A 16,613-nucleotide genomic window follows, 5' to 3' on the forward strand; every position below is an offset into this window, starting at 1 on the left:
CGAAAATTTTTGAGCTTTTGAGTTAGCTCAAATTTTCAGAATAACTTTTTAACTTACACACTTTATGAGATGGTACCGATTTTGCGATTCTCTTTTATATTTCAGAATATAAAAACGGCTAAACTAACTCAGTCTGGTTTTCTTTATACAATAGCTGATTTATCATTTTAAACAATAATGCTGGTTCAAAAGGTTTGATGATGATGTCGTTAATACCTGCTGAAAGTGCTTCTTCAACAATCTCATCTTTGTCAAAGGCAGTTAATGCAATTACAGGTGTCATAACACCTTTTTGACGCAGTCTTTTAGTGGTTTCAAAACCATTCATCAATGGCATATTTATATCCATCAATATAACATCAAATTTTGCGGTATCGACTATTTCAAGAGCAGCCATTCCTGAATCAACTACACTACATTTATAATTGTTTTTTTCAATAATTTTTCTTGTGATTAACTGATTAATTTTGTTATCATCCACCACTAACACATTAAATATTTCGTTTGATGTCAAATCAACTTGTATCTTATTTATAAGCTCAGTAGTTTTAATAGGGTCATAATCAAATGCTATAGTAAAAGTGAAGGTAGTCCCATGTCCTATTTTACTTTTTAGAGAGATCGTACTGTCAAACAATTCTAATAATCGTTTTACAATAGACAAGCCTAAACCAGTACCTTGATAATCTATTTCTTTTCTTCCTATTTGTACAAATTTCTCAAATATTTTTTCTTGATCCTCTTCGGCAATTCCTACTCCATTATCTTGTATATTAAACTCGATAAAGTGAGCTTTATTTTCGATTTTAACTAAATCCGCCTTAATATTAACTTCCCCATTGTTCGTGAATTTCAGTGCATTACTGACCATATTAATTATAATTTGAGAAAATCTTAATTTGTCTCCAATCAAATATTCTGGAATTGAGGGGTCGATACTAATATTAATATGGTTTTCATGGCTTTTAGCAATGAATGACAAGGAATTCTTAATCATATTAATTTCATCTACCATGTTAAAAGTCAAGCTTTCAAGTACAATTCTATTTTCTTCTATTTTATTTATTTGAAGAACATCATTAACAAGAGACAATAAGTAGCGTGCAGAGAATTTAAGAGAGCTTAAATACGGACTGTCCGCTAATTCTTTATGCTCATCTAGCAACATATTTGTTATACCGACAACGCCATATAAAGGAGTACGTAGCTCATGACTTATTGTCGATACAAATTGTGATTTTAAATAAGACGCTTCTTCTGCTTTCTCTTTTGCAATAACTAATTTTTCATTTGCGATAATAAGCTCTGCATTTTTTTTCTTCTTGAAATTGTTGTTTTTATAAACATTATAAAGTAAAAGCAGCACCACAGTCAAGGCTATAATAAATAATACAACAATAATCCTTGACTTTTGCAAGCTTATATCTTGTAAGCTTATTTCATTTTCTATTGTATCAACCTTTCTCTTATATTCATCTAATTCCAGATTAACACCTACTATATTTGCTCTCTTAACTTTATTTGAATCTTCAATTGATTTTCTTATTGAGTTATAAAGTAAAAGATTTTCATAGGCATTTTTATAATCCCCTTTTTTCATCAATAACTTAGCATACTCTTGATGTGCATAAGACAAATCAGATTTCTCACTGACTCCCTGCCCAAGTTTGATGGCATTTTTAAAAAACAACTCGGCTTTATCAAATTCCAATTGATTGGTAAAAAACATTCCGTTCAGCATCTTTAGGGTAACAACCGTACTTTTGCCTCCAAAGTTACTATGATGCTTATTTATAAAATCTAAATAAGGTTTCCCTTTTTCAAAATTACCTTTATAAAAATAAGCCCATGCAATATTCATTTTTGTAATATAGATTGAGCTGCTATCATTAATTTTAGTGCTGTACTCTAATGCTTTTTTATAATAATCTACTCCTTCATCAAGGTTGTTTAATTCAAAACAATATATATTCCCAATATTGTTATTTAATGAACTCTTGATCGAATCATTAGTAGTTCTATCTGCATAAGCTAGTCCTTTTTTATAATAAAAAGCAGCTTTGTCTACTTCAGACATTGCTTCAAAATTTGCAGCAATCATATTGTATGATTTCGCAACAAGATAATCATCTTTTCTATCGATAGCATAACGCAATACTAGTCTTGCGATCGTTAATGATTCCTCAAATTTAAACTCAGATAGGCTATTAGTAGCTTTTGAAGTTAATTTTAAAATTGCTTTTCTAGATAGAGTATCGGTTTTAGCAATAGGAACATTGCTGAACATATTTAACGAAAAAAAGAAGAATAAAAGTATTCGTATCCGGAGCATAAATTACTTTTTGGTTTTCAAATATACATTTATATAATTGAGCATCAATATTTAAATTATATAAATAGCAACACACAATCAAAAGTAATAAAAAGAAATATCTTACAAGCAATTTTAACGCCCAAATATAAAACTATAACTTAAAACTTATAAATAAGTTTTAATAGAACGTAAAAAAGCCGTTCGACATAAATTTACTAAGATGGATTTCCTTAAATAAATATACTGAACGGCTTTCTCTCCACTAAAAATAGTAGTATTTCTATAATATAATCAATCTAAAAATCTTTGGGATGATGTAACTTCCCTACTGATTTTGCCACTATTGTTGCAACAGTGGAGTCACTAGTCACGTTTACAACAGTCCTACACATATCTAAAGGTCGGTCTATAGCAAAAATAAGTGCTAATCCCGCCTCAGGAATTCCAGCTTGTCCTAAAACAATTACAAGCATAACCATACCTGCACTAGGAACTGCCGCAGATCCTATAGAGGCCAAGGTTGCCGTAACAACAATCATTAACTGTGTGTTTAGGTCTAAAGGATTAGGAAGCATTGCCTGAGCAATAAAAATAGCTGCCACCGCCTGATAAAGACTTGTACCATCCATATTTACAGTAGCACCTAGTGGTAACACAAAACTGGAAACTTCTTCATCAACTCCTACGTGTTCTGTTACACACTCCATGGTTACTGGCAACGTAGCAGCACTTGAACTGGTCGAAAAAGCCAACAGTTGAGCAGGTGCAATTGCCTTGAAAAATTTTATAGGATTTACTTTTGCAAAAATCAATAATAAAGTAGGATAAAAAATAAAAGCCATAATAAACAACCCTAATACAACGGTCAATCCATAGATCCCTAATGCTCTTAAAGTACTGAAGTCAGGGATTTCTACCATCAAAGAAGCCATCAAAGCAAAAACACCATAGGGCGAAAAAAGCATTATGATGTCGATGATTTTCATAATAACTTCATTTAGTCCTTTAAAAAAATCAACAACTGGTTTTGCTTTTGCTTCATCGATTAAGATAAGTCCAATACCAAGAAGAATAACGAAAAGTATAACCTGTAGCATACTACCATTGTCACTCATCGCTTTGAAAAAATTATCAGGAACAATATCAACTAATGGTTGAAGCGGACCACTTTTTTTTGCCGTTTCTGCCATCTGTATTTTTTGAGAAGCATCCACAGAAAAATTTTGGATTAGACTTTCTCTAGATTCTTTATTAATATACCTTCCTGGTTTTATAAGATTAGCCAATCCTAACCCAATCGTAACAGCGATTACAGTGGAACATAAATAAAACAATACTGTTCTCCCGCCTAATTTTGAAAGTTTTGAAATATCCTTTAAATCAGCTAAGCCTACTATTAATGAAACTACAATTAATGGAACGGCAATCATTTTTAGAAGATTTATAAAAATGGTTCCAAACGGTTTAATCCAGTCTACAACAATCCCTTTTTGTTCTAAATTCTTCATTAATAATCCAAAAAGCAATCCTAATATCATTCCTATTAAGATTTTCCAATGCATTGCAAGTTTTTTCATAATTCAATTTTAATTGTATCGTTCCGGCCAAATATACAAAAATAAAAAACTCCTCAAATTTGAGGAGTTTTTAGTATCTTTTAGTCTAATGGAACTATATCTATTTCATTACTTTCTTCCCATTTTCCAACCACCGCAGTAGCTAATGCATTTCCTAAAACATTAGTAGCACTTCTAAACATATCGCAAAAATGATCTATCGGTAATATTAAAGCGATTCCCTCAATTGGAATATCAAACATACCGCAGGTAGCTGCCACAACAACTAAACTTGCTCTTGGCACACCTGCAATTCCTTTACTCGTAAGCATCAAAACAAGTAGCATCGTCATTTGCGTTCCTAAATCCAAATGTATACCATAAGCTTGCGCTATAAAAATACTGGCAAAAGTCATATACATCATACTTCCGTCTAGATTAAAAGAGTATCCTAAAGGTAACATGAAAGAAACAATTTTGTTTTTTACTCCAAAGCGCTCTAATTCTTCCGTTAATTTTGGGAATACTGCTTCACTACTTGTAGTTCCAAAAGCAATAATTAATGGACTAACAATTCTTTTTAGCAGTACTGTCATTCTACTTTTCAGGAAAATATAACCAACAATGATCAATACTACCCAAAGCGATGAAATACCTATTAAAAACGAACCGAAAAATTTAAAATAAGTGAGTGCTAATTCTTGAAAATCTCTAACAGCAAAAACACCTGCAATAGCCCCAAAAACTCCGATTGGGGCGAAATTCATCACATAATTTACCATTTTTAAAATGATATGCGACATTTTATCCAGTGCAGTAACTACGGGTTTAACATAGTCGCCAATTGACGCAGCTGCTAAACCGAAGAAAATAGAAAACACAACAATTTGCAAAATTTCGTTAGTAGCTAATGCTTCAAAAATACTTTTAGGAACAATATGCTCAATAAAATTTTCAAACGAAATACTTTGAGTTTTAGCCGCTACTTCAGACGCTGAAGATAAATCAACATTAGATAAATTAAGTCCAACTCCAGGTTCGAGAACATTTACAAAAAACATTCCTAATAATAGAGACATTAAAGAAGCTGTGAAAAACCAGCCTAAGGCTTTTCCTCCAATTCTACCAACTGCACTAACATTTCCTAATTTTGCAATACCCACAACTAAAGTAGTAAATACTAAGGGCGCAATAATCATTTGCACCAATCTAATAAAAACGGTAGCTAAAATTTTTATTTTATTACTAAAAGATAAGGCTGATTCTGCCGAAATAGAATTGTGTATTACAACTCCTAAAATGGCTCCTAGAACCATTGCAATTAGTATTTGAGTAGTCAAGTTCGATGCTATTGACTTCTTTTGTGTTTCTGTAGAACTCATTTTGGTTTTGTGGGTTGGTTTTATGGGTTATGGGTTATGGGTTGTTTATAATTAAAAGTACTTACTTAAGTAGGATTTACCGTTCAATTAGTTTTTAATATATTTTGTTAATTAAATAAAAATCAGCCAATACAATTGCTGCCATCGCTTCCACAATAGGGACTGCGCGTGGCACAACACAAGGGTCATGGCGTCCTTTTCCAGTCATTTCTGTAATATTTCCTTGGTTATCTAACGACTCTTGCTTTTGCATAATAGTAGCTACTGGTTTAAAAGCTACTCGGAAATAAATATCCATTCCGTTGCTAATTCCACCTTGAATTCCACCAGAAAGATTTGTTTTTGTAGTTCCGTCTGAATTGTATAAATCATTGTGTTCGCTACCTTTCATTTTAGCACCACAAAATCCACTTCCATATTCAAATCCTTTAACCGCATTGATAGAAAGCATAGCTTTACCTAATTCTGCATGCAACTTGTCAAAAACAGGTTCTCCTAGACCAACCGGTACATTCTGAATCACACAGGTAACAGTTCCACCCACAGTATCTCCCTGCTTACGAATTTCACGTATGTACTCTTCCATTATTACTGCCGATTCTTCATCAGGACAACGAACAGGGTTATTTTCCGTTTTTGAAAAATCTAAATCTTGATAAGGTTTTTCTAGAAAAATTGGCCCTACAGAAGATACATAGGCATTAATTTTAATGTCGGGCAACATTTGCTTAGCAATAGCACCTCCCACTACTCTGCTGGCTGTCTCACGTGCAGAACTTCTTCCGCCACCACGGTAGTCTCTAACCCCATATTTTTTTTCATAAACATAGTCTGCATGACTTGGTCTATAATTATCTTTTATATGAGAGTAATCGTCTGATTTTTGATTTGTATTTGGTATAATAAAACCTATTGGCGTCCCAGTCGTTTTTCCTTCAAAAATACCTGATAAAAACTGGACGTCATCCGGTTCTTTCCGTTGTGTAACTATAGCAGATTGACCTGGTTTTCTTCTGGACATTTCAAGTTGAATTGCCTCTAAATCTAGCGTTATTCCTGATGGGCATCCATCAATTATTCCACCTAATGCTTCTCCGTGGGATTCTCCAAAAGTTGTTAATCTAAATAGGGTTCCGTAGCTATTTCCTGCCATTATAATAAGTTTGGAACAAATATATGTTTTATGACTTAAAGTAAAAAATTTAAAATTAGGATTAGATAACAAAATTACCAACTTAAAAAGATTACGTTTAGTTAATAGTTAACACTAATTCATAACAATATAATAAAATGCAATGCATAACCCAATGCCTAAATTTGTGAAACTTCAAATTAGAGTCAATTGAAAAAAAGAAAAGTAGAGATCGTTGTAATTTCTGATGTGCATCTTGGTACTTTTGGCAGCCATGCCATAGAGCTCAATAAATACTTGTCATCAATAAAACCAAAAATTTTAGTTCTAAATGGTGACATCATCGATATATGGCAATTCAGAAAATCATATTTCCCTCATAACCATTTAAAAATCATTCAAAAAATAATGGGGCTTGCTTCCAAAGGGACTAAAATCTATTACATTACAGGAAATCACGATGAAATGCTTCGCAAATTTAGTGATCTGAATATGGGCAACATTGCATTAGTGGATAAATTAGTATTGGAAATGGATGATAAAAAAGCATGGATTTTTCATGGTGATGTTTTCGATGCTTCCGTAAATCATGCTAAATGGATTGCCAAATTAGGTGGTCTAGGATACGATTATCTCATTCTTTCTAATCGATTCGTCAATTGGTGTTTAAAAAAAATTGGAAAAGAGCCTTATTCCTTTTCGAAAAAAATAAAAGCTGGCGTAAAAAAGGCAGTCAAACACATTTCAGATTTTGAAGAAACAGCCACAGAATTAGCAATTGAAAACAAGTACGACTATGTGATTTGTGGGCATATCCACGAACCAAAAATCATTAAAAAAGAAAATAAAAATGGGTCTGTCTTATATTTGAATTCTGGAGATTGGGTCGAAAATTTAACAGCCCTTGAGTACAATAAGAAAAGATGGAAACTATACCGATATCAGGAATCCAACTTTTTAGAAGAAGAAAACCTCTTTGAAATGGAAGACAACTTGAGTCGCCAAATAATTTAATCAGCACTGTTTTTTAAAACAAATCATTAATTTAACAGTTTTTTAATAATCCATAAATGAACAATAAACCAATGGTAATCAATGTTTAAGACATAAATCAACAAAATTAAAAGTGTGAATTTTGAAACAATTAACAATTAAAATGTAAATTTTTCGCTCTTATTTTGTTGTAACTTTGCACCAACAAATATTTAACTATGAAAAAAATTATTTTATCTGCTTTTATGTTAATTGGATTAGCATTTAGCACACAGGCTCAAGACATCTCTAAAAATGCATTAGGTCTACGTTTGGGAGACAGTGGTGGTTTTGGAACTGAAATCACTTACCAAAGAGCTTTAGGAGATAACAACAGACTTGAACTTGATTTAGGTTGGAGAAGTAGAAAAGATTACAATAATAATGGTTACGATGACAACGCTATCAAACTTGCTGCTTTGTATCAATGGGTATGGAACATCGATGGTGGTTTCAACTGGTATGCTGGTGTAGGTGGTGGTTTAGGTAGTTATGGTTATGATGATAAAAACAACAATCATTACAACGATACATTTGCTTTTGCAGCAGGGGACATAGGAATTGAATATAACTTTGATATTCCTTTATTGATCTCTTTAGATTTTAGACCTGAATTTGGTGGAAGCGGTTACTACAAAAATAATTATGGTTCTGATATTGCTTTGGGTGTTAAATACCAATTCTAGTATTAAGCTGTTTATATAAAAAATGCCACTAGAGATAGTGGCATTTTTTTTTATTTAATAATAATTTCTTTTTTAGAATTAATCTTGACAACGCAAAACGGATAAGTGATAGCCTGAGTTACCATGGCTCCAGGATCTGGACTACTCTCTTTTACATTGATGATTATATTTTTTTCTGTTTCGGCAACACTTTCAATCGTTATTGAATAACCACCAGTATTTTTTTCCCCCATATTCAAAATGACAAAATTTGAGTTTTGAGCATCTACAGCAGTAATTTTATTCTTCAACTGCTTATCATTCTGCAACATTTTTATTTCATTTGGTTCCGTCAAAATCTCATAAAAATGAATATTTCCCCCTCCATCAGATTGTTGCGTCAGTATTTCAAACAAAGGTCTTTTTCCTGTTTCTTTTACAGCCTTCGCTCCGCAGGAAACTAACAAAAACACCATAAACAAAAAGCTTATTTTTTTCATTGGAATATTTTAAGTTGATTCAAAGAATTATTCCTTTTTTGATTGATTCAAAAATTTATTTTTTTTCGAATACTTCTTAATTGCCTTTTGATATAAGTCTACATACAATGGTAAAATATTTTTGATATCAAACTTCTTAGCGACAGACAATGCATTTTCTTTAAATTTTGACAGAACATCATTATCTCTTAAAATTTTCAACGCATTCTCAGCCATTTCATCCGTATTACCCACATCACTCAAGTAGCCTGAAATTCCTTGAAAATTTACTTCAGAAAGTCCTCCAGAATTACTCGATATCACTGGAACTCCCCATGCCATCGCTTCTAGTGCTGCCAGACCAAAACTTTCTGTTTCAGAAGGCAACAAAAATAAATCAGTGTAACTTAAAATCTTATCGATTTCATTACTGTTTCCAAAAAAGATTACTTTATCCGTAATGCCCAATTCCTGACATAGGTATTCTGCTTTTTCTTTTTCAGGACCATCACCTAACATCATTAATTTAGCAGGAATTTCCTGTTGAATTTTATGAAATATTTTGATTACATCAGGAATTCGTTTTACTTTTCTAAAATTACTGATATGTGTAATTATCCTTTCATCTTGATTTGCCATCACTGAACGGTGACATGGTATATTAGGATCTTGAATATTCTTATCTAACTCGATGAAATTAGGAATGACATGAATATCTTTTTTTATATTGAACAACTTATAAGTATCATCTTTCAAACTTTGAGAAACTGATGTCACCACGTCTGATTTGTTGATACTAAAACTTACTGCCGGTTTATAGAAAGGATGATTCCCAACTAAAGTAATATCTGTTCCATGAAGTGTAGTCACCATAGGGATTTCAATTCCTTCATCTTTCAGCATTTGCTTAGCCATATAACCCGCATATGCGTGAGGAATGGCGTAGTGCACATGCAGTACTTCTATTTTGTAAAGCTTAACCATATCGACCAGTTTACTCGACAGTGCTAATTCATAAGGTTGGTAGTGAAACAATGGATATTCAGGAACATTAACCTCGTGATAATGCACATTAGGATTTAACAATGCTAAACGAACGGGTTGACTGTAAGTAATGAAATGAACTTCATGGCCAAGGCGGGCTAATTCAAGCCCTAACTCTGTAGCGACAACTCCACTTCCTCCAAAGGTAGGGTAACAAACTATTGCAATTTTCATGTATATATTTTAATGTAACGAAATTAAGAAAAATAGGGACGCTATTTTTTAAAATGGTAAAAGAAATCTTTAATTAAACGTGTGCTTTGTATTAATGCATTATCGCTCAATTGCATCATATATTATTTCTTGAATGTCTTCTCGAATATTTTCTCTTGATAATTTATTCACTGAATCTCCGGGAAATGTTCTATTCGACAAGAAAATATAAACGATTTCTGTTTCTGGATCTGCCCAAGCCATTGTACCTGTAAATCCAGTATGTCCAAAACTAGTCATAGAAGCGCATCCGCAAGTGGGACCTTTGTCTCCTAACTGAGGTTTATCAAAGCCTACTCCCCTTCTATTACCTTCAGCACAAAAATAACAGGTATTGAAGTCATCAAATGTTTTCTCTGAGAAATATTGTCTGTTCCCGTAATTTCCCTTTTGTAAATACAGCTGCATTATTTTAGCAACATCCATACTATTTGAAAAAATTCCGGCATGTCCACCAATTCCACCTTCCATGGCAGCACCCATATCATGAACATATCCTTGTATGACCTGATGACGGAAATAAGTGTCAATTTCTGTTGGAGCAATTCTACTTTTAGCAACTCTTTGTAACGGATTGTACATCGTATTATTGGCGCCAAGCGGTTTATAAAAATTCTCTGTACTTAAAACATCTAATTTTCTCCCTGTAAGTTTTTCTAAATATTCTTTTAAAATAATAAACGTGAAGTCACTGTACCTGTATTTTTTTTGAGGAAGCAATTTAGTATCTGCAATCAACTTCATAATAGTGTCATGATAGTCATTTCTTAAAAAAAGACTATCAGCCACTTTTGTTGAAAAATGAGCTTCTGATACCTTCTTGTAATATTTATTCAACGGATCACCCTTTTTGTCTATAGTCGCTTTATAAAAAGGAAGCCAAGGTTGCAATCTCGCATAATGAGACAATAATTCCTTAAAGTGTATGTCTTGTTTATTTGAATTTTTAAATATAGGAAGCATAGAGTCTAATCTTGTTTCCATGTTTATTTTCTGTTGATCATATTGCAGCATTACATTGGGCAACGTTGATAATATTTTAGTTAAAGAAGCAACATCATATAAATCAGTATTGATAACTTTTGCATTCTTTTCATAAGTCTGATACCCAAACGACTTCTGATAAATCACTTTTCCTTTTCTTGCCACTAAAATCTGCATTCCTGGAGCCATCTTTCCATTGATTGCTTTTTGTGCTACTACTTCAATTTTATTTAAAATTAAAGGATTCATTCCCACGTTTTCTGGTGCTGTAAATCCCAAAACATTTAATTTCTCTGTCGAAAATCCGAAATTAGCAACGAAATCACTCGTGACAGTCACTGGTAATTTACCTTTGGCCTCAATAGCTCCAAAGATTAATTCAGAAGAAACTTCTTGCGCAATCGGACTGTTTTGATACGAAAGCACTACGCCTTTGATATCATTAAAACTTTCTAAGGGTATCAGAGCGTAAGGAGACGCAAAAACATCTAGTATTACCTTATTATTTTTAGATAGAAATGCCAGCTTTTTTAATTCTGCCGGGGTAAAATCATAATTTTTCCAAGGGGAATCAGAAGTATGATAGCCTACAATGACCTTAGTAAATTTATTTAGTTTCAACTGTAAACTGTCTAAATTAGAATCTGAAATTTCAGTAACCTCTGTGTACTTTTTTAAGGTAGCGACAAACCGACTATTCGTAGCATCACCAATTTTTACATATGCTATTTTTTCATTTTCCAAATCCTTTATTGGTAATATAGCCTCTTCATTCTTTAATACTGTCAATGCATTTTCATACAGTTCATATTGTAACGCGTCGTTTTTAGAGGAGTTAAGATCTGCAACTAAATGATCAGTAACAATGGGTTTAAAGTTATTAAGCCCTGAAATGTATTTGTATTTTAAAATTTTCTTTACAGAATATTCTAATCTTTTTTCATTAAATAAAGAATCTTGATAAGCCTTTGTCAAGGTCTCTATGGCCAAAGGAACATTCTCTGGAAACAATAAAATATCATTTCCCGCTAAAAATGCCTCTAAGTCAATTTCTCCTGGTTTCTTGTAATTGCTAGCTGCTTTCATATTCAAAGCATCCGTAAAAATCAACCCTTTAAAACCTAACTCTTTTTTTAAAATAGTAGTCACTACATTATAAGAAATCGAAGAAGGGTAATTAGGTCTAGACTCCAAACTAGGAACATTCAAATGAGCGACCATTACCGAAGAAAGCCCCTCTTTAAACATTTGCTTGTAAGGGTAAAACTCCATTATTTCTAATCTTTCTTTAGAAAAACTGACAGTAGGTAGTGCTTTGTGCGAATCAGTTTCAGTATCTCCATGCCCTGGGAAATGTTTTCCTGTAGCAAAAATTCCTTTATGCTGAAGTCCTTTCATCAAGGCTATAGCTCTTGTAGTCACATTATACTTGTCTTCACCAAAAGAACGAAAACCAATTATAGGGTTTTTGGGGTTCGTATTTATGTCTAATACGGGACCAAAATTAAATTGTATCCCTAAAAGTTTACTTTGTTCTCCAATTTGGGTTCCCATCTTTTCAATCAGCTTCATATCCTGAACTGCTCCAAGAGTCATATTCCAAGGATAGGTATAGGTCGAATCTAAACGCACACTCAGCCCCCATTCAGCATCATTTCCTATAAATAATGGGATTTTTGATTGTGCTTGAAATCTATTTATTAGTTTCGCTTGTCTAACGGGACCTCCTTGAAAGAAAATTAATCCACCAACTTTTGAATCTAATATTAATCTTTCGACAGCATTTACATGAGCATTGTCTTTATTAGAATAAGCAGCAACCATAAACAATTGCCCTAAACGTTCCTCAAAAGTCATACTTGTATAGACACTATCCACCCATTTCTTACGCTCCGTAAATAGAGCAATAGGTTCCTGGATCGTATCTGTATCCAAAGAATTGTCTACTATATACTCCTCATCCACCGTAGGAATATGTGCAAATTTAACTTTTGACTCATTCTTTTTTGTAGTACTACAACTGGCTACAAAAAAAAATAAGACATACAGAAATAAGTTTCTAATGTCTTTATTTTTCATTAAAGTATAATTTAATAATTTAGAAAAAACGGCTATGCCAGCTATCGATAGCCGGGACTTCCCATGACTCATTATATTCCTGAATATTGTTGATTAGGTTATTAAAAACAATAGTATTTTCAGTAACGGCTTTGTCTTTTACCATTTTTTTAAAGTCTATCAATGGCTTATGAGCGATATGTTCTCCTAGTTTAAAAGTCACATTCATTTTGTCCAATAGATCAACATTGTATTTCTTTTCCAGAGATTGGATAAATTCAACAGACGAATCTATTGAACAACCAGTTGCTGCCTGCACATCTTGATCTACAGCTAGAATAATAAATCTATTGTATTTTAATTGATATGAAGAAACTAAACTTGTCCCATGTGCAGCCCAATTTTCTAAAAACCCCTGCAAAGCAGTTTCAATTTCAGAAAACTCCGCATCCGAAAACTTTCTATTCGCTTGATAAATCCAGATTTTGGATTCTTCCGGTAAATCTTCAAATGGTACGTACATTTTTTTTTTATTTTTAAATTTCGAATTTTAGATATTAACTCTAAAGTTCTATAAATCTTGAGCATTTGCTATTAATTCAGCAATGTCCATCACTTTTACATCACCTTCTTTTTCTTTATTTTTAATACCATCCGTCAACATAGTATTACAAAATGGGCAACCCGCTGCAATTATTTCTGGTTGGGTCTCTAATGCATCTTCTGTTCTTTCAACATTAATCTCCTTGTTTCCTGGCTCTGCATCTTTAAACATTTGAGCACCTCCAGCCCCACAACATAAGCCATTTGAACGAGAACGTTTCATCTCTACTAATTCGGCATCCAGTTTTTGAATCAACTCTCTAGGCGCTTCATAAACATTATTAGCTCTTCCTAAATAGCATGGATCGTGAAAAGTAATTTTCTTTCCTTTAAATTGTCCCCCTTCGATTGTCAGTCTTCCGTCATCTAGTAATGATTTCAAGAATTCAGTATGATGTACTACCTCGTATTTACCACCCAATTCAGGATATTCATTTTTCAAAGTATTAAAACAATGCGGACAAGCCGTTACAATTTTCTTGGCTTCATACGCATTCAGAACTTCAATGTTCATCATCGCTTGCATTTGAAACAAGAACTCATTTCCTGCTCTTTTTGCTGGATCACCAGTACAACTTTCTTCGGTACCAAGTACTGCAAAAGGAACGTTTGCACGATTTAAAATTCGTACAAATGCCTTTGTTATTTTTTTTGCTCTATCATCAAAACTACCTGCACAACCTACCCAAAACAATACTTCAGGTTGTTTTCCTTGAGCTAGCATTTCCGCCATTGTTGGCACTATTAAATTCTCTGACATTTGTTGTTTTTTTATTCAGTTAGTTCACTAACCGGTTATTTGACAAGTGGTTAAATAAATAACCAACTAAAATTTACAAAATTAATTTTCGTTTTTCCAATTCAATCTATCTTGCTGATTGTACTGCCATGGTGCTCCATTATTTTCAATATTTGTCATCATCGCATTTAAAGGCATTGGTGCTGCACTTTGCTCCATAACTAGGTAACGACGCATATCCATAATGATAGATAACGGACTAATATTTACCGGACACTCTTCTACACATGCATTACAAGAAGTACAAGCCCAAAGTTCCTCTGGAGTAATATAATCATTGAGTAATGTTTTGTTATCTGGAATAAAAACACCTTTATTGGCATCAATATTTTTTCCTACCTCTTCCATTCTATCTCGAGTATCCATCATGATTTTACGAGGCGATAGTTTCTTACCTGTTATATTTGCAGGACAAGAAGAAGTACATCGACCACACTCAGTACAAGTGTATGCATTTAACAACTGTACCCAATTCAAATCCTGAATATCGCTGGCTCCAAACTTAGCTGGAACTTCACCCTCTGCAGGAGGCGGCGCAGCAGCAAACGGATCAGCATTAGGATCCATCATCATTTTAACTTCTTTAGTTACTGCTTCTAAATTATCAAACTGTCCTTGTGGATTTAAATCTGCAAAATACGTGTTTGGAAACGCCAATAAGATGTGCAGGTGTTTTGAAAAATACAAATAGTTCATGAAAATTAAAATCCCGATAATATGCAACCACCAAGAAGCTTCAAAAATTAGCATCACTAACTCATTTGACATTCCGTTAAATAACGGTTCGATAAATTGGCTAATAGGAAAAGAACCTGCTACTATAAAATGAGAAAAGCCTCCGGGTACATTTTGCAAATGTAAATCAGTTGCGTTCATTAATAAGAACAAGGTCATCAAGACTACTTCAAAATAAAGAATATAATTAGCATCGTTTTTCGGGAAGCCTGTTAAATCTTTATTGATGAATCGTTTTAATTTTATGACATTTCTTCTAATCCAGAAAACACTAACTGCAATCAATACTAAAACTGCCAATATTTCAAATGATGCAATTAACACATCATATGTAGCACCTAAAAAAGCAAAAACTCGGTGGGTACCGAATAAACCGTCAATAATAATTTCCAATAATTCAATATTGATAATTATAAAACCTAAATACACCACAATATGAAGTGCTCCAGCTACGGGTCTTTTTACCATTTTTGACTGCCCTAATGCAATCATAGCCATGTTTTTCCAGCGGGCGCTAGGATTATCTTTTCTATCTACGTCTATACCAAGATTGATGTTTCTTCGTATTTTTTTTATGCTAGCAAAAAAATAACCAAACCCGATAATTAATAATAGGGCAAATAAAATATTGTCTAAATAGCTCATAATTGCTAGTTTTTTTCTTTTGAAATAGTGTCGGTTTCAGGTGCTTTATACGGTTTGTTTTTCTTACCAAAAAGAGAAACATTTACATATCGTGTTGGATAAAGTCTCACATCTTGCAGCAAGAGCTCTAATTCTTTTGAAGTTTTGGATAAGTTGTTATACAATGCATCATCATTCAACAATTTACCCATTGTACCATTTCCAGATTCTAATCCTTTCATAATACCATCCACTTTTGCCAATGTATTATTTAGATTTCTCACTGTTTTACCTAAGTCAGCTTTACTTAACGAATCTGAAATTTTAGAAAAATTACCAGATATCTTATTGAAATTAGTTACAACTCCTTTTACTTGAGTTTTATTTTCATCCAATATAGTATTCATAGTCAGTGAAGCTTTATGAAACTGTTCCATAGTCTGGCTTAATTCAGATAAACTTTTTCTCAAGTCTTCTTGCGATTTTTTATCTAAAACGTTATTAACACCAGTGATTAGCAAATCGGCATTAGCCATAATCTTATCTAATTTCTCCTGAAGAGGAACTAATTTCTCCCCTACTTTATCAGTTAGTCCCAATCGAATTTCTCCTTTCAGTTTTTCACCACTTAAAGCTACTGACTTGTCATCAAAATTAGGTTCTATAGCAATTTGCTTTCCAGCAATAAAACCAGGCTCATAAATCGTAGCTATACTTGTCCTTGAAATAGGAAAATCAGACTTGATTTGTAGTTCTACTAACAAATTACCTGTGTTTTCATCAATTGTAATTTGTGCTACTCTCCCTATTTCCAAACCATTGAGCGTAACGGGTGCTGAGGAAGTCAATCCTTCCACTGTTTTGTATTCAACATACAGTGTTTTGTAGCTACTTAAGAGATCTCTCCCTTTCAAGAAACTGTATCCCCAAATAAATAATAATATCGATGCAATTACTAAAACTGCCGTTTTGATTTCTCGTGTTAATTTCAAA

General features: G+C 33.0%; 13 protein-coding genes. 2 read left to right on the forward strand and 11 right to left on the reverse strand.

Annotated features, from left to right (window positions below; all coding sequences use genetic code 11):
* Positions 1-118: 118 nt before the first annotated feature.
* The 4 genes from QO182_RS08570 to aroC form a co-directional block, all read right to left on the reverse strand.
* Positions 119-2,287, reverse strand: a complete 2,169-nt coding sequence (locus tag QO182_RS08570) for a response regulator (protein ID WP_371561014.1) — start codon at positions 2,285-2,287, stop codon at positions 119-121.
* 323 nt (positions 2,288-2,610) lie between these two features.
* On the reverse strand, positions 2,611-3,891 hold the full coding sequence (locus tag QO182_RS08575) for a dicarboxylate/amino acid:cation symporter (RefSeq protein WP_371540190.1): 1,281 nt from the start codon (positions 3,889-3,891) through the stop codon (positions 2,611-2,613).
* An 80-nt stretch (positions 3,892-3,971) separates the two neighbouring features.
* Positions 3,972-5,252 (reverse strand): dicarboxylate/amino acid:cation symporter, encoded by a 1,281-nt coding sequence (locus QO182_RS08580; protein ID WP_371540187.1) that lies wholly within the window; start codon positions 5,250-5,252, stop codon positions 3,972-3,974.
* 94 nt (positions 5,253-5,346) lie between these two features.
* Positions 5,347-6,405 (reverse strand): chorismate synthase, encoded by a 1,059-nt coding sequence (gene aroC / locus QO182_RS08585; RefSeq protein ID WP_371561016.1) that lies wholly within the window; start codon positions 6,403-6,405, stop codon positions 5,347-5,349.
* 189 nt (positions 6,406-6,594) lie between these two features.
* Here aroC and QO182_RS08590 point away from each other — a divergent pair, with 189 nt between their 5' ends.
* Both QO182_RS08590 and QO182_RS08595 read left to right on the forward strand, forming a co-directional pair.
* A complete protein-coding gene (locus tag QO182_RS08590; RefSeq protein WP_371540182.1) occupies positions 6,595-7,398 on the forward strand; it encodes a UDP-2,3-diacylglucosamine diphosphatase in 804 nt (267 codons plus the stop codon).
* A 197-nt stretch (positions 7,399-7,595) separates the two neighbouring features.
* The gene (locus tag QO182_RS08595) at positions 7,596-8,102 is read left to right on the forward strand and encodes a hypothetical protein (protein ID WP_371540181.1); all 507 of its coding nucleotides are present in this window, start codon (positions 7,596-7,598) and stop codon (positions 8,100-8,102) included.
* Between the two features lie 50 nt (positions 8,103-8,152).
* On the opposite strand, the gene QO182_RS08600 is transcribed toward QO182_RS08595, so the two are convergent.
* The 7 genes from QO182_RS08600 to QO182_RS08630 form a co-directional block, all read right to left on the reverse strand.
* Positions 8,153-8,581, reverse strand: a complete 429-nt coding sequence (locus QO182_RS08600; protein WP_371540178.1) for a protease complex subunit PrcB family protein — start codon at positions 8,579-8,581, stop codon at positions 8,153-8,155.
* Positions 8,582-8,608: 27 nt separating this feature from the next.
* Positions 8,609-9,778 carry an N-acetyl-alpha-D-glucosaminyl L-malate synthase BshA gene (gene bshA / locus QO182_RS08605; protein ID WP_371561018.1) on the reverse strand — a complete coding sequence of 390 codons (1,170 nt, stop codon included), beginning with the start codon at positions 9,776-9,778 and terminating at the stop codon, positions 8,609-8,611.
* Positions 9,779-9,877: 99 nt separating this feature from the next.
* Complete coding sequence (locus QO182_RS08610) at positions 9,878-12,880, reverse strand: glycoside hydrolase family 3 N-terminal domain-containing protein (RefSeq protein WP_371561019.1); 3,003 nt, start codon at positions 12,878-12,880, stop codon at positions 9,878-9,880.
* A 19-nt stretch (positions 12,881-12,899) separates the two neighbouring features.
* Positions 12,900-13,382 (reverse strand): ABC transporter ATPase, encoded by a 483-nt coding sequence (locus QO182_RS08615; RefSeq protein ID WP_371540171.1) that lies wholly within the window; start codon positions 13,380-13,382, stop codon positions 12,900-12,902.
* Between the two features lie 48 nt (positions 13,383-13,430).
* A complete protein-coding gene (locus QO182_RS08620; protein WP_371540168.1) occupies positions 13,431-14,222 on the reverse strand; it encodes a (Fe-S)-binding protein in 792 nt (263 codons plus the stop codon).
* Positions 14,223-14,303: 81 nt separating this feature from the next.
* On the reverse strand, positions 14,304-15,641 hold the full coding sequence (locus QO182_RS08625; RefSeq protein ID WP_371540163.1) for a 4Fe-4S dicluster domain-containing protein: 1,338 nt from the start codon (positions 15,639-15,641) through the stop codon (positions 14,304-14,306).
* A 5-nt stretch (positions 15,642-15,646) separates the two neighbouring features.
* Entirely contained in the window at positions 15,647-16,612 is a 966-nt protein-coding gene (locus QO182_RS08630) for an MlaD family protein (protein WP_371561021.1), read from the reverse strand.
* Position 16,613: the final 1 nt, after the last annotated feature.

It is taken from the genome of Flavobacterium sp. Arc2, assembly GCF_041431385.1.
Taxonomy (GTDB): domain Bacteria; phylum Bacteroidota; class Bacteroidia; order Flavobacteriales; family Flavobacteriaceae; genus Flavobacterium.

Coding starts and splice junctions, on each gene's coding strand:
- QO182_RS08570 (WP_371561014.1), bottom strand. CDS start 2,287: ATGTTCAGCAATGTTCCTATTGCTAAAACCGATACTCTATCTAGAAAA.
- QO182_RS08575 (WP_371540190.1), bottom strand. CDS start 3,891: ATGAAAAAACTTGCAATGCATTGGAAAATCTTAATAGGAATGATATTA.
- QO182_RS08580 (WP_371540187.1), bottom strand. CDS start 5,252: ATGAGTTCTACAGAAACACAAAAGAAGTCAATAGCATCGAACTTGACT.
- aroC (WP_371561016.1), bottom strand. CDS start 6,405: ATGGCAGGAAATAGCTACGGAACCCTATTTAGATTAACAACTTTTGGA.
- QO182_RS08595 (WP_371540181.1), top strand. CDS start 7,596: ATGAAAAAAATTATTTTATCTGCTTTTATGTTAATTGGATTAGCATTT.
- QO182_RS08600 (WP_371540178.1), bottom strand. CDS start 8,581: ATGAAAAAAATAAGCTTTTTGTTTATGGTGTTTTTGTTAGTTTCCTGC.
- bshA (WP_371561018.1), bottom strand. CDS start 9,778: ATGAAAATTGCAATAGTTTGTTACCCTACCTTTGGAGGAAGTGGAGTT.
- QO182_RS08610 (WP_371561019.1), bottom strand. CDS start 12,880: ATGAAAAATAAAGACATTAGAAACTTATTTCTGTATGTCTTATTTTTT.
- QO182_RS08615 (WP_371540171.1), bottom strand. CDS start 13,382: ATGTACGTACCATTTGAAGATTTACCGGAAGAATCCAAAATCTGGATT.
- QO182_RS08620 (WP_371540168.1), bottom strand. CDS start 14,222: ATGTCAGAGAATTTAATAGTGCCAACAATGGCGGAAATGCTAGCTCAA.
- QO182_RS08625 (WP_371540163.1), bottom strand. CDS start 15,641: ATGAGCTATTTAGACAATATTTTATTTGCCCTATTATTAATTATCGGG.